Source organism: Moraxella bovoculi 237 (assembly GCF_000696305.2).
Lineage (GTDB): Bacteria > Pseudomonadota > Gammaproteobacteria > Pseudomonadales > Moraxellaceae > Moraxella > Moraxella bovoculi.
The window spans coordinates 147,067-172,034 of sequence record NZ_AOMT01000022.1 but is presented as its reverse complement, the minus strand read 5'-3'; the positions used below and the strand labels follow the sequence as shown (position 1 = coordinate 172,034).

Sequence of the window (24,968 nt, the reverse complement as noted above, 5' to 3'; positions counted from 1 at the left end):
AATTCTTCTTTGTTTTGATTCTTAAATCCAGACCAATCACGCACGCAAGGATTTTGGCAGGCTAAATGTAACATTCTCTTCGATGCCACTGATCTCTTCTGGGCTTTGGGCGCCCCATGATTGCAGGGTGTCTAGCACTTCTTGGATAAGCACTTCAGGGGCTGATGCGCCTGCCGTTACACCCACACATGCCACACCATCAAACCATGAACGATCCATTTGGCTGGCGTTATCAATAAGATAAGCCTTAGCACCCAGTCGCTCAGCAAGCTCTCTTAGGCGGTTAGAATTAGAAGAATTTGGCGACCCGACCACCAGAACGATGTCACAGTTTGCCGCCAACGACTTTACCGCATCCTGACGGTTCTGGGTGGCGTAGCAGATGTCGTCCTTACGCGGGGCGTTGATTTGTGGGAATTTATCCTTTAATGCATCAATCACCACAGCCGTATCATCCATCGACAGCGTGGTCTGAGTAACGAAAGCAAGCTTCTTGTCTTCTTCAAAATCTAAATTCGCAACATCATCAGCATCCTCAACCAGATGAATGCGCCCGCCAAAGGTCGTATCAAATCGCCCCATCGTCCCTTCAACTTCAGGATGTCCTCCATGCCCGATCAAAATCGCATCCATGCCTTCTTTGGCAAATTTACCCACCTCGATATGAACTTTGGTCACCAAGGGGCAAGTGGCATCAAATACAGTCAAATTACGTCGAGCTGCCTCGTCCTCAACTGCCTTAGATACGCCATGCGCCGAAAAAATCACAATCGCGCCATCAGGCACTTCATCAAGCTCTTCAACGAATATCGCCCCGCGGTTGGCAAGATCTTCAACCACGAATTTATTATGAACCACTTCATGACGCACATAAATGGGCGGATTAAAGCGGCGCAATGCCTCATTAACAATGGCGATGGCTCTATCCACGCCGGCACAAAAACCGCGTGGATTGGCTAATAAGATCTTCATATAATCACTCTGTTATTTTTGTTTATTTTAACTGACTACTTTATCATATTTGGGGATTTTACGCATTAATTGATTGATGGTTGGGGATTTTATTTTCAAATACAAATAAAAAAAACCGCACGATAAACATGCGGTTTGGTTGGTTGGCTAATATCAAAAGCTGTCTTTTAAGCCAACGATCTGGTTAAATACAGGCAGCTCTTTGGTTGTCTCGACAATGTCCGCCACAAAGTAGCTTTCACGTTCAAACTGGAATCTCTCACCGCCTGACACTTCTGCCAAAGATGGCTCAACCACCGCTTGATAGGTCGTGATCGAATTAGGATTTAGGTGCTGCTTAATCCATAGTGTATCAGCATCTGTATCCGCATCAAGCATGTCTTTTTCGTGCAAGGTGGCATCTTGATTGATCTCATCATCTTCTAATAATAGATGCTCATACAGGCGCACCACCGCATCCACACCGTGACTTGCTGACACCCAGTGAATCACACCTTTGACCTTGCGTCCCTCAGGATTATTACCCAGCGTCTTAGGATCGATGGTGGCGATCAACTCGACCACGTCACCATTATCATCGGTGATGTGCTCCTCTACTTTTAGGATGTAGCTGTTACGTAGGCGGATTTCACGGTTCTCTGGCGACAGTCGCTTGTAGCCTGCCGGTGGATTCACTTCAAAATCGGTCTGATCAATGTAAATGGTCTTGGTGAATGGAATTTCACGATTGCCCATATCAACATTTGGATGCTTAGGCTGAGTTAGCCACAGGACGTCATCGTCCAGACGCGCCTTAACAGTATCTTTTTTAAGGGTTTCAAAGTCTGCCACCGCCTCATCAAAATTAGCAATGGTGACTTTTAATGGTCTTAGCACCGCCATGCCACGCGCGGTGGTATTCTCGAGCGCGCTACGCACACTAAATTCCAACTGACGAAAATCAACCACGCCATCTGCTTTAGATACGCCAATGCGCTCACAAAAATCACGCAAACCCTCAGCAGGATAACCGCGACGTCTCATACCAGCCACGGTTGGCATGCGCGGATCATCCCAGCCCGAGACGACACCCATGTCCACTAAGCGTTTAAGTTTACGCTTAGAAGTTAAGGTGTGATCTAGGTTTAGACGGCTAAATTCATATTGGCGTGGTGGCACTTCAAAGCCAACTTTCTCAACCACCCAATCATAAAACGGGCGATGATCTTCAAACTCAAGCGTGCACAGCGAATGCGTGATGTTCTCGATCGCATCTGACAGCGGATGAGCATAATCGTACATCGGGTAGATGCACCACTTGTCGCCCGCCTGATGATGGTGAGCGTGCATGACACGATAGATGACAGGATCTCTCATGTTCATGTTGGCATGATTCATGTCAATCTTGGCGCGAAGTACGGCTTGACCTTCTTTGTATTTGCCATTTTTCATGTCATCAAAGTGCACCAAGTTCTCTTCGATGGTCGCATTTCGCTGTGGCGATTCGACAGACGGCTTGCCAAAGCCACCGCGATGCTCACGAATCTCATCAGGCGTCTGAAAATCTACATAAGCATCGCCTTGCTTGATGAGCTGAATCGCCCATGCATGCAGCTGGTCAAAATAATGAGACGCATAGCGCACATCGCCCGCCCATTTAAAGCCAAGCCACTCAACGTCCGCCTTGATGCTGTCCACATAATCCTGCTTCTCAGCGGTTGGGTTGGTGTCATCAAAGCGAAGATTGCACAAGCCGTCAAACTCTTTTGCCACGCCAAAGTTTAGGCAGATGGATTTGACGTGTCCGATGTGCAGATAACCATTCGGCTCTGGTGGAAAGCGAGTAACGATGCTGTCGTGCTTGCCGCTCGCCAAGTCGTCACGAATAATCTGACGAATAAAATCATTCTTCTCAGTGGTGATGTCGGTCATGGATTACCTTTTTTCAGTTATTTTTAAGGGCAATTCGTCGCCCAAAATTAGCATAAATCATGCTATTTTAACACAGTTTATGACAATAAAAAATTCCACAAAAACAAATTGTAGAATTTTTATAAGCACTTCAAGGCATGCTTCAGATTTAAGGCTGCAGCTGTAATAACATCAGCCAATTTTGTTGATTGAGATTACACTTTTGCTCACTTTGTGGATTGCATTCCCCTTGGTATTTAGGCAAGGCAAAACGACCATCGTCATCGATGGGCAGCTTTCTTAGCATGACAGCGTGCAGCACATTGCCACCGATCAGCCATGCTTCTGCCTTAGACTGATCAATCTGCGTGACGATGTCGCAGTGCGCAGGCAATCCTCCAGATTGATTGGCCATATGGTCGGTCAGTGCCTCATGGCTAGACAGCGATGAACCGCCACGCACATAGCACAGCATGTCCCCGACCTTGGGCACTGTCTGCTTAGGATTCTTAGAGTGATAACTGCCCTTTTGTTGCCACGCACGATACATATAATCATAATGGCGCGGCGACACATAAAAATCTTCAATGCCCGCCTGCGCCATCACATAGGAGATGAACGCTGCCGACCATGCCACATCACTGGCAAAGGCTCGGCAGATATTCGTGTTTGAATTGTGACTCGTATCCAACTTATTACAGTTTTGATAATTAAAAGACCTGTCTAACCGCGGCAGAACACCGCTGTCGCGCCAATACGCTGTCACCCGCTCCCACGCATAAACCCCATCTGTCAATCGAGCATTCTGTGATTCATAATGGTTATACTTGGCGATGTGTCCCTGAGCGGTAATAAAAGGCTCACCCCATGCTTGATGCTCTCTGATGGCGATGGCGCGAATTCGCTCAGCTTTACTGGTATGATTAGGAAAGCTGACTGATGGCGACTGCCACAATTGTGCACGCCGAACTTGTCGGTCTGATGAATCGATACTTACGCAGCCGGCCAGTAATAATGTAGGTAACATGAAGCTTGAGCAGCTTTTTAGATTTGGCATTATTCTTATGGGTGATTTATGATTTTAGGGCATTGTAGCATAGGTGTGACTTTAGGTTCAATTTCACACTTGGCAAGCCGTATCCCTATTTTTTGCATAAGTTTTACGCAGATTAATGACAGCTTAATAGCGCGGGTGGGTTATGTAATTTTTTTGGCTTTTGATTGGGATTTGATTAAGGGTATGCTATAATTTAGCCACCATTTTTGATACTTAACTTTTTATTTTATTGTAAGGAATAATCATGGATATGCCTGTTGTACAATTTGACACCACTCACGGCGCCATCGTCATCGAACTAAACGCCGAAAAAGCCCCTGTCACCGTTGCCAACTTCATCGACTACGTTGAAAGCGGTCATTACGACGGTACAATTTTCCACCGTGTGATTGATGGCTTTATGATTCAAGGCGGCGGCATGGATGCGGACATGAACGAAAAACGCACCGGCACACCGATCAAGAACGAAGCTGATAACGGTCTAAAAAACGACATCGGCACCATCGCCATGGCTCGTACCCAAGACCCACATTCTGCAACCGCTCAGTTCTTTATTAACGTTAAAAACAACGACTTCCTAAACTACTCAAGCCCAACACCACAAGGCTGGGGTTATGCAGTATTCGGTAAAGTAACCGACGGCATGGATGTGGTTAATCAAATTAAAGGTGTGGCAACAGGTCGCTATGGCTACCATTCAGACGTACCTAGCACGCCAATCGTCATCAACTCTGCCAAAGTTATCTCAAAATAACCCAAAGCAAACACCACAAGGGGCGGAATAGTTTTCGCCCTTTTTGTGATTTTCATCACTCATAAATTCAAACGCTGATTCGCCATGCAAGATTTCAACCATCTTCTAACCACCAAGTCTCATGACATCCACGTGGTATTTGTGAGCGACTTGCATTTATCTGCCGACACCGCAATGCTGAATCAGGCGTTTTTGGCACTATTACAGGATTTGATGGCCCTGCCAAATCTGCAGACACTCTACATCCTAGGGGATTGGCTGGATAGCTGGATCGGTGATGATGATTATTTAAGCTTATCTGATGCCCAGAAGTCTGAGCATTGGCTTACGTTCATTTTAAATCAGTTAAAGAAGCTATCCCACAAGACCGCCATTTACGTCATGCACGGCAATCGCGACTTTATGATACGCCAAGGTCTGTGCGATGTCCTAGGTGGCACACTGATTAAAGAACCTTATTTTTTAACTTTATCCAACGCATCAAGATTGCGCCTAGAACATGGTGATCGCATGTGTACCGATGACAAAGCCTATCAACGCTACCGCAAAATCATCCAAAACCCCATCGTTTCTTGGCTAATCCTAAAGCAGCCACTGGTCAAACGCAGACAACTCGCTCAAAGCATCAAAAAAAAATCTCAAAACGACAAATCCCAAAAAACTGCCGTCATCATGGACGTGAATGACAATGCAACCCACAACGCCCTAGCTACATGCGACATTCTGATGCATGGACACACACATCGGCCAGCCGTGCATGACATTGATGGTAAAAAAAGAGTCGTTCTTGGTGACTGGCGACTTAATAGCAATCAAGTGACGGCAGTTATCGGGGCAGTGCTTGATGATGGTGAGATGGGCTTATGGGAATTTTGCCATCCTGTCTGATGTCAAAACCACTTGGTATTTACATTTCAAAAGAGCAATCTAATGGTCTTATCTTAGGCTATTAGCGCCAAAACCTGAGTATGTAGCTGCCACCAAACCACGCCAAAGACTACCGCTACAACCATTGACATCTTCCAAAACCATGCGCGCGACAGCTTAGATTTCAACGCCAATGACACCACCATCCCAAACAACGCCCCAACTAATGCGCCACCAATATGCGCTGCATTGTCAATGCCCGGCAGTGCAAACCCCATCAGAAGGTTAATCACCATCACGACGAATAGGTTTTTGGTGTTCAAGACGAACATCGTCGGTGCACGCATCACCGCTAGTACCAATAAGAATGCACCAAGTCCCATGATGCCGCCCGACGCGCCTGCTGACAGCCCCACCGATCCACCTGCTTGTACATCCTGCCAAGTGATGAATAGATTTAGCAAATTACCACCCAACGCTGACAACAAGAACAACATCAAAAACTGCCACTTACCAATGATCTGTTCTGTAACTTGTCCAAAATAGTAAACCGCAAAACTATTAAAAAGCAAATGAATGATGCCAATATGTAAAAAGACACTAGAAATCATACGCCAAGGCTCATGCGTGAGCGACAACGGCAAAAAATTCGCCCCAAAGCGCAACAAATCACTCGTGCTAGGATTATCCATGCTAACACCTTGGGTGAGCTGGTATAAGGCAAACCCCACAAAAATCACAATCAACAACAAGGTGACGGGTGCTTTTATTAATAAATTCTGAAAGTTCATAAATCACATCAATACCAATTCAAGAATCAGCATTATACCCTTTTTCAACCTATTATTTATTAATGATATTATTATTTAATTGAAAATTATAGCCAAATAAAATAGATTATTATTTACCTAATAAAATAACTCGGATATAATTCCCCATAAATTACATTATTGTAATAAATTGTTAACATTGCTACGCTTTGGACAGTCTTTGTTCAACTTTATTTATATTCAACCAAGGAAAACCGCATGGCACAACACGCACCCTTTCCAAAAACCAATAAAGTGCTGCTGGCGCTCATCATTCCTGCAATGATGGCTTATAGCACCCAATCGACCGCTCAAGATACTAACGAACCTAAAGTCACGCTAGATGCTCTAAATGTCACCGTAAATGCCAAACCCAGAGAAAAAATTGGCGAGAAGATCGTCACACGCCGTGAGCTTGATGAGCAGATGGTGCAAGATAATCGTGATTTAGTACGCTACAACCCCGAAGTGGCAGTTGCTGAAACAGGTCGTTTTGGTAGCAAGGGTTTTGCTATTCGTGGCGTGGATGAAAACCGAGTATCCATGAGCGTAGATGGCATGGCTTTACCTGAATTAGAAGTCAATCAGATATATATGCCTTACGGTTATATGTATAGCGGTCGCCTTGCAATTGATCCTGAAATTATGAGAAACATTAGCATTCAGACAGGGGCAGACTCTCTTACCTCAGGTAATGGCTCGCTAGGAGGTGCCGTTACTTACACCTCAAAAGAGCCCTCCGATCTTATTAGAAATGGCAATAATTTTGGTGGGTATGCCAAAATTGGCTATGCCAGTAAAAATGAAGAAAATATGGCAGCTGTTGGTCTGGCAGCCAGTACCAAACACCTAGAAGGACTGGTTAATTATGTTCGCCGTGAAGGTCATGAACTCAAAAATCATCGCATGGAAGAACATAATTCTGACAAATTGGCTATTGATTACAATTTTCCTAGTAATGAAGTAGGAACAAGTGGGATATTACCCGACCCGAGCGATTATAAAAGCGACAATCTTTTGGCTAAAATATACTATCATGTGAATGACGAACATCGCTTTGGTATATTTGGCAATTATCTTAGTCGAAAAGACCACAGTTATGCCATCACCAAAGGCACATTAAAAAGCCAACGTCGCATGTCTCATGACAAAGCAAATATGGAAAGTTATGGTATTAATTATCGCTATCTACCCAAATATAGCCAATTGATAGATGAAACAAACATTGAATTTGCTCACCAAAAAGTAAAAGGAATTGCTCATACTGATGTGCGCTTTACAAGTTGGCTTACTGGTTTGGTTGACTCAAATGATGCCTACACCTCAGAACACCGCCCAACATCTGACACTACCAAACAGTTTCGTTTGAGCACCGATTTTCTCCCAATCGACTTTGATGAATTTGGCTCACATAAATTTAGCACTGTCTTTCAGTATACTAACAAGGACCATTCGGCAACACCCCAAAATAAAAACGCTTGTCCAGGTAGTAGCAAATGGATGTGCAATGGCTCTGATAGTCTTGCCAATGACACATTTGTCTATACACCTAACATAGAGCGTAATATTTTTTCATTTGTAGTCTCTGATGATGTTCGACTAAATGACAAATTAGATGCACAACTTGGTGTAAGATATGATAATTATAAATACAAGCCAGAATTTACAGATTATCAAAAATCATTATTTAGCAGATTTCCAGATGCAGGTTATGGATTGTTACAGAACAATACTGGACGCAATAATGATACCTGTAATCAATCCTATGGTTTTAGCTCATGGCTTTACGATCCAGCTAAATTAGCTGCGTGTTATGCGCAAGTAGCTGATTTTCAGTCCTATCGAGAAAAATTCCAACAAGCATTTACAAACAATCACCCCTACAAAGAAGATGCTGTTACTTATAAAATCGGCTTAGGGTATCAGTTTAATGATAATTGGAAAGCCAGTTACAAATACTCCACCGGATTTCTAATGCCAACCGTTACTCAGCTTTATAGTGCATTTAGTGGGATGGGTGTACGTGAAGAGACTGGCTTTATACATGGTCTTAAACCCGAAACTTCAAAAAACCATGAATTAGAATTCAAAGGCGAGTTTGATACATTTGGCGTTAAGCTAGGCGGATACTATGTAGATTACAATGATTTTATTAACATCAAAATTGAGAATAGAGATTTTGGTGGCGTTGGCTATGATACCATTAATTATTATAATGTAGACTCTGCCAAGACTTATGGCGGACGTATTGGTGGCACATGGGATATTTCTGAAATATCCAAACTAAATGGCACATTGCAACTAATGGGCGAGTATGCCATTAGCAAAGATAGTACCAGTCGAGGTACAAATCTTATCGCTAATATGCCAGCAAATGGTGTCGTCGGCTTTGACTATCATGCTGCTGACGACGGCTATGATATTCATGGGCGTTTACGTTATGTTGGTTCAAAGAAAGCAAATGATGCCAAAATTGACGGTCCAAACAATACTATTACAGTCTCCGACTACCTACCATACAGCAAATCCTATACCCTATTTGATCTATATGGCACCAAACGCTTCAACAATGGATTTAATGTTTCGGCAGGTGCTTATAACATCTTCAATGAGAAATACCATAGTTGGGAAACATTAAGAACTTTTATGGGTGCCAAAAATATCAATGCTATGGTGAGTGGCGATGGTATGCAAAGATACACCTCGCCAGGTCGTAACTACGCCTTATCGCTCACTTATGAATTCTAATCATTTCTCAATAAAAAAGCCAATCCATCGCGATTGGCTTTTATTTTGTTAACTCTATTTAGACGTGCAAATCATGCCCGCATCGGTCGCAGAACTTGGCGTTGGATGCATGGCCGAATTTACCGCATTTTGGGCAACTGATGGGATGCAGCTGTGGGCGCATGGTTCGGGTAAGCTCAGCGGTAAAAATCCCCGTCGGCACGGCAATGATCGCATAACCTGTAATCATGACCATCGATGCGATCGCCTGACCGACTGGGGTTTTTGGTGAGATGTCACCATAACCCACCGTCGTCAAACTCACAACCGCCCAATAAATCGACAACGGAATACTGGTGTAGCCATTCTCAGGACCTTCAACCACATACATGACCGAACCAAAAATCGTCACAAGCAACAACAACGACAAGAAAAACACGATGATCTTATGCTGACTGGTCTTAAACGCCGCCGCCAAAAATCCCGCCTGCTGCATGTATGATCGTAATTTAAACACCCTAAAGATTCGCAAAATACGCAGAATACGCACCACAAGCAGATACTGCGTACCCATGAAGAACAAGCTTAGATAGCTTGGTAATAATGCCAGCAAATCAATAATCCCAAAGAAGCTAAATGCATAACGCTTGCGATTCGGCGCAGAATACAATCGCATCGCGTATTCAATGGTGAAAAGAATAGTAAACAGCCATTCAGCATAAAAAAACAGCTGACCGTACTGCAGTCGCAAAATCAACACACTATCGAGCATGACCACCGCCACCGACAATGCAATAGCAATCAGCAGTACCACATCAAAGAACTTACCTGTTCGGGTGTCTGTGCCTTCGATGACGATGTGGATTTTCTCTTTTAAGGGCAGGCTTTTTTTGTAAACAGGGGCTTTCATGCAAGATAGAATGAGAGAAAGATGGGTGTATTTTATAATAAAGTTAGGGCTTGGGATAGTATTTTTACAAAATTCTTGTTATGATTGATACGTTTTAGGCTTTTTACATTTGATTCATCATGAGAATCATCATCTTAATGCTACCCCTTGTCCTGACCGCTTGCATGAACATGACAGATTTTTCTGAAAATGAGCGTCAAACACCCCAAACCTACCCGACTTACGACCCAAATTGCCAACGCCATATCCTGGCCCTACGCACACCACAAGGCTATCCTGACATGAGTTCGCCAGAATATCAAGAAACGCATCATCGCACACATTGCCCCTAGCAAATATTGGCAAATTCGCCCAAACCTTGTATAATAACCTATTTTATTATTTTCATTTAAAAGGTGCATTCTATGGCAGGTCATAGTAAATGGGCAAACATCAAACATCGTAAAGCTAAACAAGACGCCGCAAAAGGCAAAATCTTTACCAAAATCATTCGTGAAATCGTATCTGCCAGTAAAGGTGGCGACCCAGACCCTGCCAACAACCCACGCCTGCGTGCCGTGCTAGAAAAAGCCAACGCCGCCAACATGACCAAAGACGTGATTAAGCGTGCGATTGAGCGCGGTCAAGGCGGCGGAGAAGGCGACAACGTCCAAGAGATTACCTATGAGGGCTATGGCGTGGGCGGTGTGGCAGTCATCGTTGAGACCATGACCGACAACGTAAACCGTACGGTGGGCGAAGTTCGCCATGCGTTTAGCAAACACGGTGGCAACCTAGGCACATCAGGCTCAGTGGCGTATCTTTTCTCTAAGCGTGGCGAGATTGTCTTTGGTGATGTATCATTAGAAGATAAGGTCATGGAGGTCGCCCTAGAAGCAGGCGCAAGCGACATCGAGAATGACGGTGAAAGCCTGCTTGTCATCACAGAGCCTAATGACTTCGGCGCTGTGGTGGATGCCTTACTGGCAGCCGATCTAAAAGCTGACAGTATGGAAGTTACCATGTCACCAAGCACCACCGCTGATATCGACAACATCGACGACGCTCAAAAAGTGCTAAAAATGATCGATATGCTAGAAGATTTAGACGATGTGCAAGAAGTCTATACCAACGTCAATTTTAGCGATGACGTCATGGCACAGCTTGATGCTTAATCACGAAAATTCTTGCCCATAAAACATCGCCCAAGTCCGCTTATGCAGATTTGGGCGATTTTACATTGATGATTTTTATAAAAATTCGTTATGACAAGGAAAACTCATGACCACCCTATCTAACTACGTCCGTTCTATCATCACCGCCACCGTCTATGACGTTGCCATTCGCACCCCGCTTGAACAGGCGGACAAATTATCCGCACGCTTTGACAACGACATTCGCCTAAAACGCGAAGACTTACAGCCTGTGTTTAGCTTTAAACTGCGTGGGGCATACAATAAAATCAGCCAATTATCAGACGAACAAAAAGCCAAGGGCATCATCTGTGCGTCCGCTGGCAACCACGCCCAAGGGGTTGCCTACTCGGCAAACCGCCTAAAACTTAATAACCTAATCGTCATGCCAAAAACCACGCCCGACATCAAGGTGCAAGCCGTTAAAGCCTTTGGTGGCACGGTGCATTTGCATGGCGACAGCTTTGATGAAGCCAACCGCTTCGCCATAGACAAGGCAACGACAGACGGCATGACCTACATTGCCCCTTATGATGATGAGCTGGTGATTGCAGGGCAAGGCACGGTGGCGTTAGAGCTGTCGCAAGACTGGCGAGACATGGAATACGTCTTTGTGCCTGTGGGCGGTGGTGGCTTGGTGGCAGGCGTGTCGGCATTTTTAGGCGAAGCTGCCCCGCACGTCAAGATCATTGCGGTGGAATCCGAAGGGGCGGCGTGCCTAAAAGTCGCCTTAGCGGACGGCAAACGCACTCGCTTACCACAGGTAAGCCTATTTGCAGACGGGGTGGCGGTCGCTCAAATCGGACAAATTCCTTTTGACATCGCCAATCTAACCAAATCAAACGGTCAAGGCAAGGTCATCGATGACGTGATAACGTGCAATAACGATGAAATTTGTGCCAGCGTGAAAGACATCTTTGAAGAAAACCGCCACATCGTTGAGCCGTCTGGGGCTTTGGCGTTGGCAGGGCTAAAAAAATACATCAAAGAGCATGACTTGACTGGCAAGAACTGCGTGGCAATCGTCTCAGGGGCGAATATGAACTTTGACCGCTTGCGTTATATTGCCGAACGCACCGAGATTGGCGAGAACAAAGAAGCGATTTTTACGGTAAAATTGCCCGAACAGGCAGGGGCGTTTTTGGATTTTTGTCGCTGTTTGCAGGGGCGAAACATCACCGAATTTAACTATCGCCTAGATGCCACCAGCCCCAATGTCGCCCAGGTGTTTGTCGGCATTGGCTTAAAAGACGGTCAAAAAGAGCGCGCCACGATTGTCGATATGCTAGATATGGGCGGATACGAAGCTCATGACCTAACCGATGATGAAGTTGCCAAAACGCATATCCGCTATTTGATTGGCGGGCATGGGCGACTGACCGATGAACGTCTGTTTCGTGTCATGTTCCCCGAGCGTCCAGGGGCGTTGTTAAATTTCCTTGAAAAATTGGGGCAGGATTTTAACGTAACCTTATTCCACTATCGCAATCACGGAGCGGCGGAAGGGCGGATTTTGGTGGGGCTACAAGCCACGCCCACAAGCGGTCGGCAAATCGTGGACGCACTTACCGAGATTGGCTATGAATGCGAAGATTTGACGGATAATGTTGGCTATGGGGTGTTTTTAAAATAAACCCAAAAAAACACGGTAACACGGTAATTAGTTGCCGTGTTTCTTATTATCCATAACAGTCAAAAAGTTTATTCTTACAAAGAATTTTTGTAAAATAAACCAAACACCCAACCCAAGGGAAAATTTATGAAATCATTATCCAAACCCCTTATCATCGCCCTAGCCTTATCATCAGTATCTGCCTTAGCGTGTGAAAAACCGCAGGTAACGGGATATGATGAAGTTTACTGCCTTAAAGAAGACTTAGCACCCGTAAAACGAAACGGCAAATATGGTTTTATTGATAAAACAGGTAAAGTGGTTGTTCCTGTTCAATATGATGATGCTTGGAGCTTTTTAGAAGGCTTGGCAAAAGTCAAACAAAACGACAAATACGGTTTTATTGATAACACAGGTAAAGTGGTTATCCCTGTTCAATATGATTATGCTTATGACTTTTCAGAGGGCTTGGCAAAAGTAGAACAAAACGGCAAATGGGGGCTTATTGATAAAACAGGCAAAGTAGTTATCCCTGTTCAATATGATGGTGTTGGGAGCTTTTTAGAAGGCTTGGCAACAGTCAACCAAAACGGCAAGTGGGGATATATTGACAAAACAGGTAAAGTGGTTATCCCTTTTCAATATGATTATGTTGGGTATTTTTCAGAAGGCTTGGCACAAGTAAAACAAAACGGCAAATGGGGCTTTATTGATAAAACAGGTAAAGTGGTTATCCCTGTTCAATATGATGAAACTTGGTTTTTTTTAGAGGGCTTGGCACAAGTCAACCAAAACGGCAAGTGGGGATATATTGACAAAACAGGTAAAGTGGTTATCCCTGTTCAATATGGCCATGTTGGGTATTTTTCAGAAGGCTTGGCACAAGTAAAACAAAACGGCAAATGGGGCTTTATTGATAAAACAGGTAAAGTAGTTATCCCTGTTCAATATAATGATGCTGGGTATTTTGAAAATGGTAAAGCCAAAGTGCAACTAAACGGCGAAGAATTTTATATAGACGAAACAGGCAAACGCCTAGACTGACTCGGATTTTGGCATTTTTACCCCAAACACGCTCCCCACGCCCACTTCGCTTTGAATGGTTAGGCTCGCCTGATGACGTGCTAGGGCGTGTTTGGCAATGGCAAGCCCAAGCCCACTACCGCCCGTCTTGCGACTTCTGCCCTTATCCACGCGATAGAATCGCTCGGTTAAGTGTCCCAAATGCTCAGCATCAATCCCTTCGCCATTATCCTGCACAAAAAACTCAATCTCATCGCCCACGGACAAATGAACATGGACATCAGTGCCGTTGTCAGTGTGGCGAATGGCATTGAACACAAGGTTACTAAACACACTATACAGCTCTTTGTACACCCCTGATACCCACACGTCAGGCGCGATATCGCTGGTGATGTGATGGCTGCTGCTGAGTGCTTTGGCGTCTTGGCAGATGCCTTCGATCAGCTCGGATAGATTGATGGGTTCGGCGTGCTCTAGGCTTTTTTGGTCGTTCTCTAGGCGGGATAAAGTAAGCAAACCTTCGATCAAATCAAGCATTCTTGAGCTTTCTTTTTGCATCAGTCCAATAAACTCACGCTGCAACGGCTTATCAAGGTCGTTATCCGCCAAGGTCTCAAGAAAGCCTTGAATGACGGTCAATGGCGTTCTAAGCTCGTGTGAGACGTTAGCGATGAAAGTATTTTTTGAGATATTGAGCTGCTCGCTGGCACTGATATCATGCGCGATGAGCATGTTGGCGTTCGCCTCGATGGGAATCAAATTCATCAGTAGGGTTTTTTGATTCAAAGTCAGTTTGTCGTCCACACTCCCCCCTTGTGCGATCGCTTTGTCCAAAAATAACGAAAATTCTTCATGATCAATCTGTTCTTTTAATGAAAGCTTGGATGGCTTTAGCCCTAGATATTCATCAGCGCGGGCGTTTTTCCATTCGATGCCGCCTTTCTCGTTGACGATGAGTACGGCGCTTGGAATGGCTGCCATCATACGATTTAGGCGGTGGATGGCATCTGTTAGTCGTTGTTTGCGCTTGGTTCGGCTGCGCTCTTCGATGGACAATTTGTCAAAAACGCCCTGCCAGACACCACCCTGCCCGCCTCCCGACCCGATCGCCTCTGGCATCGCTTGACGTCTGTTGTCGAGCCATTTAGTCAATCGATGCAGATGAATGCTGTGGTACACGCCCCATGCTGCCAGCACTATGATCGCAAAGATAAACCCAGCATAATTACCAACCACATAAAAGCCAAACACACCGCACAACAGCGCAAGTGCCAATACCGCCAACATCTGCACCATCAGGCCTGACCTTTGTCATTAAAGCTATAACCCACGCCACGTACCGTTTGGATATAATGTGCCACCCCCACCTCTTCAAGCTCGCGTCTTAGCCTGCGAATGTGCACATCCACCGTACGCTCTTCGATGAATACATGATCGCCCCATACCAAGTCCAATAACTCACCGCGGCTATAGATGCGATCTGTGTGGGTCATGAAGAAATGCAAGAGTTTAAACTCAGTCGGACCAAAATGAATCGCCTTGCCATCGACTTTCACTTGATGCTCCTGCGGGCTTAGGGTCAATCTGCCAACCTGTACGATGTCGTCTGTCTTTTGCGGTGCACGGCGACGCAGTAGCGCCTTGATGCGCGCCACCAGCTCTCGTGGGCTAAATGGCTTAGTAACATAGTCATCTGCACCCAAATTAAGCCCAAGCTCCTTATCAGCCTCTTCGCCGCGCGCGGTCAGCATGATGATGGGCAGATCCTTGGTGCGCTCGTTCATGCGTAGCTCTTTGGCGAAGTCCACGCCAGACATCTTCGGCAGCATCCAATCAAGCAGAACCACATCAGGAAGCCGATCATCAATGACCGCCTTAGCATCTTCGGCACTTTCGACCAAATTCACCTCAAATCCCGCCTGCTGTAAACCAAATTCAATCAGTCTTTGGATAGACAGTTCATCTTCTACGACAAGTATGCTTGGCATGACATATCCTTTTTTCTTGATATCAATGCTAAAAAATTCTGGAAAAAATGGTACATTCAATAGCTCAAATGTACCATTAATTTCTCAAAATGTGAAACAAAAAAATTTGAGCGTATTAGCCGAATTTACCCGTGATGTAATCATGGGTCGCCTGCACTTTTGGCTGAGTGAACATCATGTTCGTCTCACCGATCTCGATCAACTCGCCCAGATACATGTATGCAGTCTGATCAGACACACGAGCCGCCTGTTGCATGTTATGGGTGACGATGGCGATGGTATAGTCATGCTTTAGCTCGCCGATCAGCTCTTCGATGAATCCTGTCGAGATCGGGTCTAGTGCAGATGTTGGCTCATCAAGCAGTAGCACCTCAGGGCGGCAGGCTGCTGCACGCGCGATGCATAGACGCTGCTGCTGACCACCTGACAGAGAGTTGCCAGACTGCTTTAGCTTGTCCTTAACTTCTGCCCATAGCGCGGCTTTTTTTAGCGCCCATTCAACACGCTCATCCATGTCGGCTTTGCTTAGCTTTTCGTATAATTTCACCCCAAAAGCAACATTGTCATAGATTGACATCGGGAATGGCGTGGGTTTTTGGAACACCATGCCTACCTTGGCGCGCAGCAGGTTCACATCCACATCAGCACCCAAAATGTCATTGCCATCAAGCAGAATCTTACCTGTGGTGTGGCTTTCATTATACAGGTCGTACATGCGGTTGAAGCTACGAAGTAGTGTTGATTTACCACAGCCTGATGGACCGATGAATGCTGTTACTTGATGTGCAGGGATGTCTAGGTTGATGTTCTTTAGCGCGTGGAATTTGCCATAGTAGAAGTTAAAATCCTTCACGCTGATCTTTGGTGCTTGGACTGATGGCGCGATGATATTAGAAGTTGGTAGGTTCATGATTATTCTCAAAATTCAATACAATGGTTTAAATTAGTGTGACTTAGACTGCATGACACGTGCGATGATGTTCGTCGTCAATACAGACAATGCGATCAGTAGTGCCGCTGTCCATGCCAGAGCGTGCCAGTCAGCATAAGGACTCATGGCGAATTGATAAATCACGTTCGGCAAATTCGCCATCGGTGATGACATATCAGTGCTGAAGAATTGGTTATTCAAGGCTGTGAACAGTAGCGGTGCAGTCTCACCTGAGATACGCGCAAGGCTAAGCAGCACACCGGTCATCACACCTGCTTTGGCGGCTTTTAGAGTAACCATGCTGACCAGCTTATATTTAGGTGTGCCTAGTGCAAAGGCAGCTTCACGAAGCGCATTCGGGACAAGGCGTAGCATGTTCTCTGTGGTACGCACCACAACAGGAATCACCAGCAGTGATAATGCCAAAGAACCTGCAAAACCTGAGAACCGACCCTGTGGCACGACGATGAGGCCATAGATAAATAGACCGATCACGATGGATGGTGCGGACAGTAGCACGTCATTCATAAAGCGTGTGGCAGCAGCCAGCTTGCTATTACGTCCAAATTCTGCCAAATAAATACCACACAAAATCCCAATCGGCGTACCGATAAGCAGACCGCTGGCAGTAATCATAAGACTACCGATGATGGCGTTACGCAGACCGCCCTGCATGCCCGGTGGTGGTGTATCTAGGCTAAATACATGCGCACCAAGCCCGGCGATACCCTCATAAAATAGCGTATAAAAAATCCAACCAAGCCAGAACAAGCCAAACGCCATCGCCACATAAGCGAATAAGAGCGAGCCTTTATTGATCAGGCGGCGGCGTGTGTAGATGGCATTGTCCGATGTCTTATTCACCGAAGGAAACAGTGGTGTATCTAGACGTGGTACGTTAACTTTTGGTTTATTGGCGACTTCGATTTGCATGGGTTTTTCCTTTTATTTACAATTTGACGGTTTGATTGGCTTATCGGCCTTCGTTCTTGGTCATTCTCATGAGCATAAGCTTTGAGATACACAGCACGATGAATGTAATGATGAACAGGATCAAGCCTAAGAACAGCAGCGATGATACGTGCATTGGGTCGATCGCTTCGGCGAATTCGTTGGCAAGTGCTGAGGTAATCGATACGCCAGAGCCGAACAAATCCAGGCTTAGGTTGAAGGTGTTACCGATGATGAATGTCACCGCCATCGTCTCGCCCAGCGCACGTCCAAGACCCAGAATGATGCCGCCGACAACACCTGACTTGGTATAAGGCAGTACCACACTGCGGATCACTTCCCAGCGGGTTGCACCCAATCCATAGGCAGACTCTTTTAGCATGGGCGGTGTCACCTCAAAGACATCTCGCATGACAGATGCGATGAATGGAATAATCATGATTGCCAAAATCAAACCTGCTGCCAAGATACCAATACCCATCGGTACGCCCAAGAAGAACTTATCAAGTACAGGAATCTGACCGATGGTCTTGGCAAGTGCAGGCTGCACATAGTCTGCAAAGATCGGCGCGAACACGAATAGACCCCACATACCATAAATAATCGAAGGAATACCTGCCAGTAGCTCAATACAGATGCCTAGGGGTTTTTTTAGGAATTTTGGGCAAAGCTCGGTTAAGAAAATGGCAATACCGAAGCTTACAGGTGTGGCGATACCCAGCGCGATGATGGATGTCAAGATCGTGCCATAAATCGGTGCCAATGCGCCATATTCACCAGCGACAACATCCCAGTTGCTCGACGTTAAGAAGTCAAAGCCGAACTTTTGGATGCTGGGCCAAGCACCGTAGATGAGCGATACCAAAATACCACCCAAAATAAGCAGAACCAATGTGGCGAAAAGTCGAGTCGTGCCGACAAATACCTTATCGTACAGCTGCTCGCGTTTTAATTTTTTGGCAAGGACATTATCCATGAAAAGCGTCTCCAATCACGCTTAGGTACATCACAATATTCAATGAAAAATCATAAATAAAAGAAAAAACCACCATAGCGATGGTTTTTTCTTGTTTAGGCTTAGTTGACTACGTATAGTGGTTTACCATCTTGACCAACCACTTGCTCCCACTCTTTACGAACTAGATCTTTTACGTTCGCTGGTAGTGGCACATAGTCAAGACCTTTTGCCATGTCGTCACCTTCTTTAAATGCCCAATCAAAGAAAGTCAGAGCGGCTTTGGTGTTGTCTAGGTTAGCTGGGTTCTTGTGAACTAGGATGAAAGTTGCTGACGCCAGTGGCCATGCGTTGTCGCTTGGTTGGTTGGTTAGAACTAGGTTAAAGCCCTTGGTGTTTGACCAATCAACATCTGCTGCTGCCGCGAATGTCTCTTGTGATGGCTGAACGAATTGACCCGCTGCGTTTTGAAGCTGGGTATGCGCCATGTTGTTTTGTTTTGCGTATGCATATTCAACATAGCCGATCGAGTTCTTCACACGACCTACATACGTTGCCACGCCTTCGTTGCCTTTACCTGCTGTGCCAGTTTGAGCGGTTGGCCACTTAACTGTCTTGTCTGCGCCTACAGTGTCTTTCCACTTGGTAGATACTTGGCTTAGGTAGTTGGTGAAGATGAAGCTTGTGCCCGAACCGTCAGAACGGAATACGGTCACGATGTTCTCATCAGGTAGGGTTAGGTCTGGGTTTAGCTCAGCGATTTTTGGGTCGTTCCACTTAGTGATGTCGCCTAGATAGATTTGAGCCAGAACGTCGCCAGTTAGCTTTAATGCGCCAGCTTCAATGCCTTCGATGTTCACGATTGGCACAACACCACCGATCACAGTTGGAAACTGCACCAAGCCTTCTTTATCAAGCTCTTCTGAGCTCATTGGCGAGTCGGTCGCACCAAAATCAACCGTCTTAGCCACGATCTGCTTCACGCCGCCAGATGAACCGATTGATTGATAGTTAACCTGACCGCCTGCTTTTTCTAGGAAGCCTTGCGCCCATTGTACATAGATAGGTTGTGGGAATGATGCGCCTGCACCTGTTACGTTCATTGCAACTTTATCAATTGCAGCTGCAGGAGCGGTAGCGTTTTCTTGTGGTGCTGCGGCCGCTGGTGCTTGCTCTGCGCCTTCTTTTGCTGGTGCTGCTTTATCTTGGCAACCTGCTAGAGTCATCGCGCCTAGTGATAGGCATAGTGCTGAGATGATGAACTTGTTTGCTTTCATATTATTACCTTGTGAAAAGTTGTCCCGTCATGGGTGTAAAGGAGATGCCACTAACTTACTGGTGCTAAGTTTAACAACCAAAAATGACAGTTATATGACAAGTAATTTATTTTTTAGTTTTTGTATGACAATGTTGTTTTTTGGTAAATTCGGTTCAAATACCCGAAAAATTCCCTATCTTCTTCGACCAAGCCAATTTATCTTACTTTTACCATCATGGTAAAAACCCTGTGATTGTTTTCATCGATGATTTCCCCCAAATCGCTAAATTTTTAGTATAATAATCGGTTTAATTTTATTCATTCGTAAGAGCCCTCATGACTATCCAATCCCTACTTCACACCCACCTACAAACCGCCATGATAAACGCAGGGGCGGACAAAGACACCGACCCTGTCATCAAGCAATCAGGCAAGCCCCAGTTTGGCGATTACCAAGCCAATGGCGTGATGAGCGTCGCCAAAAAGCTTGGCACAAACCCACGAGAATTTGCCCAAAAAGTGCTTGATGAACTGGCAAATAGCCAAGCCTTGGACGGCATTGCCGACAAATTAGAAATCGCAGGGCCGGGCTTTATCAACATCTTTCTTGACAAAGAATTTCTTGCCAAGTCCGCCCACACCGCTCGCACGTCCGACCGCTTGGGCATTACGTCCGACCACACTGAGACGGTTGTCATTGACTACTCATCGCCAAACGTTGCCAAAGAAATGCACGTTGGACATTTGCGTTCTACCATTATTGGCGACAGCTCGGTGCGTGTGCTTGAATTTTTGGGCGACACCGTCATTCGTGCCAACCATGTGGGCGACTGGGGGACGCAGTTTGGTATGCTCATCGCCTACCTTGAAAAAATGCAAAATGAAAATGCGTCCGATATGGAATTATCCGACCTAGAAGCCTTTTACCGTGATGCCAAAGCAACTTATGATAACGATGAAGCCTTTGCCGAAAAAGCTCGTGGCTATGTGGTCAAACTCCAAAGTGGCGATGAATATTGCCTTGCCATGTGGCAAAAACTCGTTGCCATCACCATGAGCCAAAACCAAGCCAGTTACGAACGCCTAAACGTAACCCTAACCGATAAAGACATCATGGGCGAGAGTCTATACAACCCCATGCTCCCTGACATCGTCAAAACCCTAAAAGACAAAGGCATAGCGGTAGAAGATGACGGGGCGACTGTGGTATATCTGCCTGAATTTAAAAACAAAGAAGGCGAGCCACTTGGTATCATCATTCAGAAAAAAGACGGCGGATTTTTGTACACCACCACCGACATCGCCGCCGCAAGCTATCGCTATCACACCTTGCACGCTGACCGTGCCATTGTCTATTCTGACACTCGTCAAGCCCAACACATGGCACAGGCGTGGGCGATTGCAAGGCTTGGCGGATTTGTGCCTGATAACTTTAAATTAGAACATCACAATTTTGGCATGATGCTTGGCAAAGACGGCAAACCTTTCAAAACTCGCACAGGCGGTACAGTCAAACTTGCTGACCTGCTTGATGAAGCGGTTGCCCGTGCCACCGTCTTGATAGAAAGCAAAAACCCAGACGTAACGGCCGGTGAGCGGACGGCACTCATTGATGCGGTTGCCATTGGGGCGGTCAAATATGCCGACCTATCCAAGCACCGCACGACCGATTATGTGTTTGACTGGGACAGTATGTTAAACTTTGAAGGCAACACCGCCCCTTATATGCAGTACGCCTATACTCGTGTGCGTTCTATTTTTGCCAAAGCAGGGGTAAATTCTGACACGCTAACAGGCGAGATTGTCATCACGGACGACAAAGAGCGAGCATTGGCGGTCAAATTGCTACAATTTGAAGAAGCCCTACGCCAAGTCGCCAAAGACGGTACGCCCCATGTGTTGTGTGGCTATTTGTATGAATTGGCTGGGATTTTTTCATCGTTTTATGAAGCCTGCCCAATATTGTCGGCAGATGACGACACCAAAAACAGCCGTCTGCAATTGGCAGATTTGACCGCTAAGACCTTAAAAACGGGGTTGGATTTACTCGGTATTAAGACGGTTGAGAAGATGTAATTGACAAATTCAAGATTGCCATTGGGTTGTCCTAATGGCAATTTTTTAAATTGGAAATACTTATGTTTGACAAATTTGGCAATATGAGCACCGACAATTTAAACATTACCACCCTGCCCCATTGGTCATTTGGCGACAGCCCCCAAATGGCAGACGAACTTGTAGGGCTTGTCATAGACGGCAAAAAGCGAGCCACTTGCACCGCCCTACATTGGCATTTGGACAAGCCAGCTTATCCCGTTGGTAGCCTACAAGTCATCGCAGACGGACAAAACCGCCCACGCTGTGTTATCCAAAACACCGCCCAGTTCATCATTCGCTTTTGTGATGTTGATGAAAAGTTGGCACGTCAAGAAGGCGAAGGCGATTTGTCGCTTGATTTTTGGCGAACGGCTCATCAAGAATTTTTTGAGCGGTTTGGGATATTTGATGATAAAATGTGGTTGTTGTTTGAAACCTTTGATGTTATAAAAATACTGGACACCCCATGAAAAACCAAACCAACAAAGAACCCCAAACCCTAAATAAAGTCCGTGCCGACAAATGGCTGTGGGCAGCACGATTTTTTCGCACTCGCACCCTTGCCAAAGAAGCGATAGAAGGCGGAAAAGTCCACATGAATGGTCTAAAAATCAAAACAAGCAAAGAGCTACAAGTGGGTGACACCCTAACCATTCGCCAAGGTCATGCCAGCGTCCAAGAACAAAAAACCATCATTATCAAAGCCTTATCCGACAATCGGGGCAGTGCCACCATCGCCCAAACGCTGTATGATGAGACAGATGAGAGCATTGCTACCCGAGAGTTTTTTGCCGAGCAACGCAAATTACAAAACCTTGCCAGACCATCTACCAAACCCGACAAAAAACAACGTCGGGACATTGAGAAATTTAAAAATAATTGGTAATTTAAACATATTTGAATATACCAAAACAAAGAACACCGTGCATAAATAGGGTGTTTTTTGTTTCTAGCTTTTAGATTATTTAGCCAGAACGTACCCTGTACCAGCGCCAACCACTGCGCCAACCACAGCACCTTTACCGATGTCTTTACGATCGCCATCGCTCAGGCTTAATGCGCTGATAGCTGCGCCTGCCATTGTGCTGGCAACAACAGAGTTGCGTGCTTGTGGGTCGTTGGCATAAGGACCGCTTGCGCAAGCAGTTAATAGTACAGTTGCACTCAATGCAGCAGTTGTTAATGATTTACGATTCATAAGATTCTCTCTTAATGCTTGGTATCATCTGCCTTGTTGTTGCTACCTTTAGGTAGTTAAATTCAAAAGAAATACAAATGCACTCTTTGGCTAATTTTGATGAAATTCCAAGAAAATTAGTTGTCTTAACAGTCATCTTAAGTATATTTTATGGGATTATTTGTCGTACATTTGGTGAAGATTATTGCTAAAATCTTACGACATCACCAAAAATAGTCCAGATAATCACACTCATTCTCAGTGCAATTTATGTTAAAATGGGTCAATTTAACACCGAAGAATTCGAATAATTATGCAGCCAACCTCCATCCTTTTTGTCTGCCTTGGCAACATCTGCCGAAGCCCTTCTGCTGAAGCGGTGATGACACACATTGCACGCGATGCTAGGCTAGACATTCGCTTTGATTCTGCAGGCACAGCAAGCTACCACATTGGTCATCCTCCTGATCCCAGGGCCATCCAAGTGGGTAAAAATTTAAACTACGATCTATCCATGCTGCGCGCCCGCCAAGTTACAGCGCAGGATTTTTATGATTTTGATGTAATCTTTACGATGGATGAGAGTAATCTGACCAATCTCCTTAAAATCGCACCCAGCGATGCCACCGCCAAAGTCATGATGTTAGATGATAAGGCAGTCGCTGATCCTTATTATGGCGACGTGAGCGATTTTGATGCGATGTTTGAGCATATTGAGCAGGCAAGCAGACGCTGGATTGATACATGGAGAGATGGCGATCATCATGGCTGACATTCTCAATCATTACGACCTATCGCACAACAACACCATGGCGCTGTCTTGTACCGCGCGCCATGCGATGATTCTAGATAGTAGTGACACACTGGCTGACGACATACGTCATGCCATTGATTTTGCGGCGCAGTACAGCCTACCCTTATTTGTGCTGTCATTTGGCAGTAATGTCATCTTGCCAAATGAGCTAAATGCGCTCGTACTGCTACCTAGAATAAAAGACATTAAAGTCCTTGATGATAACGCCGATAGCGTCACATTAGAGGTCGCCTGTGGTGAGAATTGGCACGAATTCATACAAGTCTGCTTAGATAAAGGCTATTACGGACTTGAGAATCTGGCACTCATCCCAGGGCTGGTGGGTGCTTGTCCTGTGCAGAATATCGGCGCTTATGGCGTGCAAGTCTGTGATTTTATTACTAAAGTCATCGCTTATGATTTGACTGATGGTCAAAGACATGAGTTTGAGGCGGATGCTTGTCAGTTTGATTATCGACACAGTTTTTTTAAGGACAACGAAGGTCGTTATCTTATCAGTCATGTGATATTTAAGCTTCATAAAGACGAGTGCAAAACTCTAACCAACTATGGTGATCTGTCCGTCATGGCGCAGTATTTCGCCACTAAAAACGGTCGAGACCTACCGCATCCTATCGATGTCTTTCATGCAGTGGTTGCCATCCGAGAGAGTAAACTGCCCAGCCCTGCTGTTCTCGCAAATTGCGGCTCATTCTTTCAAAACCCTATCATCCCGATAGCGCAATTCAATGTCCTAAAAGCTGAATTTCTCGACCTACCAAGCTATCCGATTGACGATCAAGTCATCAAAGTGCCAGCAGGCTGGCTGATTGATAAAGCTGGATTAAAAGGCAAAGGCATCGCCCCCATCCTAACACACCAAAAACAAGCTCTCGTACTAACCAATCATGCGCCTTATACTGCCACACAGGATGACATCCGCACCACTCAGGATTTTATCGTGCGCACCGTGCAGGACAAATTTGGTGTTACTTTGGTTCGCGAACCTGTGTGGGTAAAGTAGG

General features: G+C 45.5%; 24 protein-coding genes. 12 read left to right on the top strand and 12 right to left on the bottom strand.

The genetic code is table 11. From position 1 onward, the window contains the following. Nucleotides 1-36: 36 nt before the first annotated feature. The 3 genes from ispH to MBO_RS05420 form a co-directional block, all read right to left on the bottom strand. The gene (gene ispH / locus MBO_RS05430; RefSeq protein ID WP_036365152.1) at nt 37-972 is read right to left on the bottom strand and encodes a 4-hydroxy-3-methylbut-2-enyl diphosphate reductase; all 936 of its coding nucleotides are present in this window, start codon (nt 970-972) and stop codon (nt 37-39) included. A 153-nt stretch (nt 973-1,125) separates the two neighbouring features. Beyond that, nucleotides 1,126-2,883, bottom strand: coding sequence for a glutamine--tRNA ligase/YqeY domain fusion protein (locus tag MBO_RS05425; protein ID WP_036365149.1), 1,758 nt, complete (start codon nt 2,881-2,883; stop codon nt 1,126-1,128). Between the two features lie 148 nt (nt 2,884-3,031). Next, nucleotides 3,032-3,919, bottom strand: a complete 888-nt coding sequence (locus MBO_RS05420) for a DUF2272 domain-containing protein (protein WP_052585323.1) — start codon at nt 3,917-3,919, stop codon at nt 3,032-3,034. A 244-nt stretch (nt 3,920-4,163) separates the two neighbouring features. On the opposite strand from MBO_RS05420, the gene MBO_RS05415 reads away from it, so the two are divergent. Further along, nucleotides 4,164-4,673, top strand: coding sequence for a peptidylprolyl isomerase (locus MBO_RS05415; protein WP_036365146.1), 510 nt, complete (start codon nt 4,164-4,166; stop codon nt 4,671-4,673). An 84-nt stretch (nt 4,674-4,757) separates the two neighbouring features. Then, nucleotides 4,758-5,561 carry a UDP-2,3-diacylglucosamine diphosphatase gene (locus MBO_RS05410; RefSeq protein WP_036365141.1) on the top strand — a complete coding sequence of 268 codons (804 nt, stop codon included), beginning with the start codon at nt 4,758-4,760 and terminating at the stop codon, nt 5,559-5,561. A 53-nt stretch (nt 5,562-5,614) separates the two neighbouring features. Here MBO_RS05410 and MBO_RS05405 read toward each other — a convergent pair whose 3' ends face one another. Further along, complete coding sequence (locus MBO_RS05405) at nt 5,615-6,331, bottom strand: rhomboid family intramembrane serine protease (protein WP_036365138.1); 717 nt, start codon at nt 6,329-6,331, stop codon at nt 5,615-5,617. A gap of 237 nt (nt 6,332-6,568) precedes the next feature. Between MBO_RS05405 and MBO_RS05400 the strand changes: the two genes are divergently transcribed. Next, complete coding sequence (locus tag MBO_RS05400; protein ID WP_036365135.1) at nt 6,569-9,097, top strand: TonB-dependent hemoglobin/transferrin/lactoferrin family receptor; 2,529 nt, start codon at nt 6,569-6,571, stop codon at nt 9,095-9,097. A gap of 58 nt (nt 9,098-9,155) precedes the next feature. Here MBO_RS05400 and MBO_RS05395 read toward each other — a convergent pair whose 3' ends face one another. Continuing rightward, nucleotides 9,156-9,986 (bottom strand): ion transporter, encoded by an 831-nt coding sequence (locus tag MBO_RS05395; RefSeq protein WP_036365132.1) that lies wholly within the window; start codon nt 9,984-9,986, stop codon nt 9,156-9,158. 119 nt (nt 9,987-10,105) lie between these two features. Between MBO_RS05395 and MBO_RS05390 the strand changes: the two genes are divergently transcribed. The 4 genes from MBO_RS05390 to MBO_RS05375 all read left to right on the top strand — a co-directional run bounded on the left by MBO_RS05390 (nt 10,106) and on the right by MBO_RS05375 (nt 13,814). Then, nucleotides 10,106-10,318, top strand: a complete 213-nt coding sequence (locus MBO_RS05390; RefSeq protein WP_036365129.1) for a hypothetical protein — start codon at nt 10,106-10,108, stop codon at nt 10,316-10,318. A gap of 72 nt (nt 10,319-10,390) precedes the next feature. Then, entirely contained in the window at nt 10,391-11,140 is a 750-nt protein-coding gene (locus tag MBO_RS05385) for a YebC/PmpR family DNA-binding transcriptional regulator (RefSeq protein WP_036365127.1), read from the top strand. 106 nt (nt 11,141-11,246) lie between these two features. Continuing rightward, nucleotides 11,247-12,791 carry a threonine ammonia-lyase, biosynthetic gene (gene ilvA / locus MBO_RS05380; RefSeq protein ID WP_036365124.1) on the top strand — a complete coding sequence of 515 codons (1,545 nt, stop codon included), beginning with the start codon at nt 11,247-11,249 and terminating at the stop codon, nt 12,789-12,791. Nucleotides 12,792-12,917: 126 nt separating this feature from the next. Next, a complete protein-coding gene (locus MBO_RS05375; protein ID WP_036365121.1) occupies nt 12,918-13,814 on the top strand; it encodes a WG repeat-containing protein in 897 nt (298 codons plus the stop codon). Here MBO_RS05375 and phoR read toward each other — a convergent pair. From phoR to pstS, 6 genes are all read right to left on the bottom strand, one after another. Next, complete coding sequence (phoR, locus tag MBO_RS05370; RefSeq protein ID WP_036365117.1) at nt 13,806-15,089, bottom strand: phosphate regulon sensor histidine kinase PhoR; 1,284 nt, start codon at nt 15,087-15,089, stop codon at nt 13,806-13,808. The genes MBO_RS05375 and phoR overlap by 9 nt on opposite strands. Continuing rightward, a complete protein-coding gene (gene phoB, locus MBO_RS05365) occupies nt 15,089-15,781 on the bottom strand; it encodes a phosphate regulon transcriptional regulator PhoB (protein WP_036365114.1) in 693 nt (230 codons plus the stop codon). Before phoB ends, phoR begins: the two co-directional genes overlap by 1 nt. Nucleotides 15,782-15,896: 115 nt before the next feature. Next, nucleotides 15,897-16,691, bottom strand: coding sequence for a phosphate ABC transporter ATP-binding protein PstB (gene pstB / locus MBO_RS05360; RefSeq protein WP_052585322.1), 795 nt, complete (start codon nt 16,689-16,691; stop codon nt 15,897-15,899). Between the two features lie 33 nt (nt 16,692-16,724). Continuing rightward, nucleotides 16,725-17,645, bottom strand: a complete 921-nt coding sequence (pstA, locus tag MBO_RS05355) for a phosphate ABC transporter permease PstA (protein ID WP_080702200.1) — start codon at nt 17,643-17,645, stop codon at nt 16,725-16,727. Nucleotides 17,646-17,685: 40 nt separating this feature from the next. Continuing rightward, nucleotides 17,686-18,639, bottom strand: coding sequence for a phosphate ABC transporter permease subunit PstC (gene pstC / locus MBO_RS05350; RefSeq protein ID WP_036365110.1), 954 nt, complete (start codon nt 18,637-18,639; stop codon nt 17,686-17,688). 101 nt (nt 18,640-18,740) lie between these two features. Then, complete coding sequence (gene pstS, locus MBO_RS05345; RefSeq protein ID WP_036365106.1) at nt 18,741-19,895, bottom strand: phosphate ABC transporter substrate-binding protein PstS; 1,155 nt, start codon at nt 19,893-19,895, stop codon at nt 18,741-18,743. A gap of 317 nt (nt 19,896-20,212) precedes the next feature. Here pstS and argS point away from each other — a divergent pair, with 317 nt between their 5' ends. The 3 genes from argS to MBO_RS05330 all read left to right on the top strand — a co-directional run bounded on the left by argS (nt 20,213) and on the right by MBO_RS05330 (nt 22,859). Then, nucleotides 20,213-21,952 carry an arginine--tRNA ligase gene (argS, locus tag MBO_RS05340; protein WP_036365102.1) on the top strand — a complete coding sequence of 580 codons (1,740 nt, stop codon included), beginning with the start codon at nt 20,213-20,215 and terminating at the stop codon, nt 21,950-21,952. Between the two features lie 62 nt (nt 21,953-22,014). Then, nucleotides 22,015-22,443: an ASCH domain-containing protein gene (locus MBO_RS05335; RefSeq protein ID WP_197971992.1), complete on the top strand. Its 429-nt coding sequence runs from the start codon at nt 22,015-22,017 to the stop codon at nt 22,441-22,443. Next, nucleotides 22,440-22,859: an RNA-binding S4 domain-containing protein gene (locus MBO_RS05330; RefSeq protein WP_036365098.1), complete on the top strand. Its 420-nt coding sequence runs from the start codon at nt 22,440-22,442 to the stop codon at nt 22,857-22,859. The genes MBO_RS05335 and MBO_RS05330 overlap by 4 nt, the downstream gene beginning before the upstream one ends. Before the next feature lie 75 nt (nt 22,860-22,934). Here the strand turns inward: MBO_RS05330 and MBO_RS05325 are convergent, their stop codons facing one another. Then, nucleotides 22,935-23,171, bottom strand: coding sequence for a hypothetical protein (locus MBO_RS05325; RefSeq protein WP_036365097.1), 237 nt, complete (start codon nt 23,169-23,171; stop codon nt 22,935-22,937). A 292-nt stretch (nt 23,172-23,463) separates the two neighbouring features. Between MBO_RS05325 and MBO_RS05320 the strand changes: the two genes are divergently transcribed. After that, a complete protein-coding gene (locus MBO_RS05320; RefSeq protein WP_036365094.1) occupies nt 23,464-23,922 on the top strand; it encodes a low molecular weight protein-tyrosine-phosphatase in 459 nt (152 codons plus the stop codon). After that, entirely contained in the window at nt 23,915-24,967 is a 1,053-nt protein-coding gene (murB, locus tag MBO_RS05315; RefSeq protein WP_036365309.1) for a UDP-N-acetylmuramate dehydrogenase, read from the top strand. Before MBO_RS05320 ends, murB begins: the two co-directional genes overlap by 8 nt. Nucleotide 24,968: the final 1 nt, after the last annotated feature.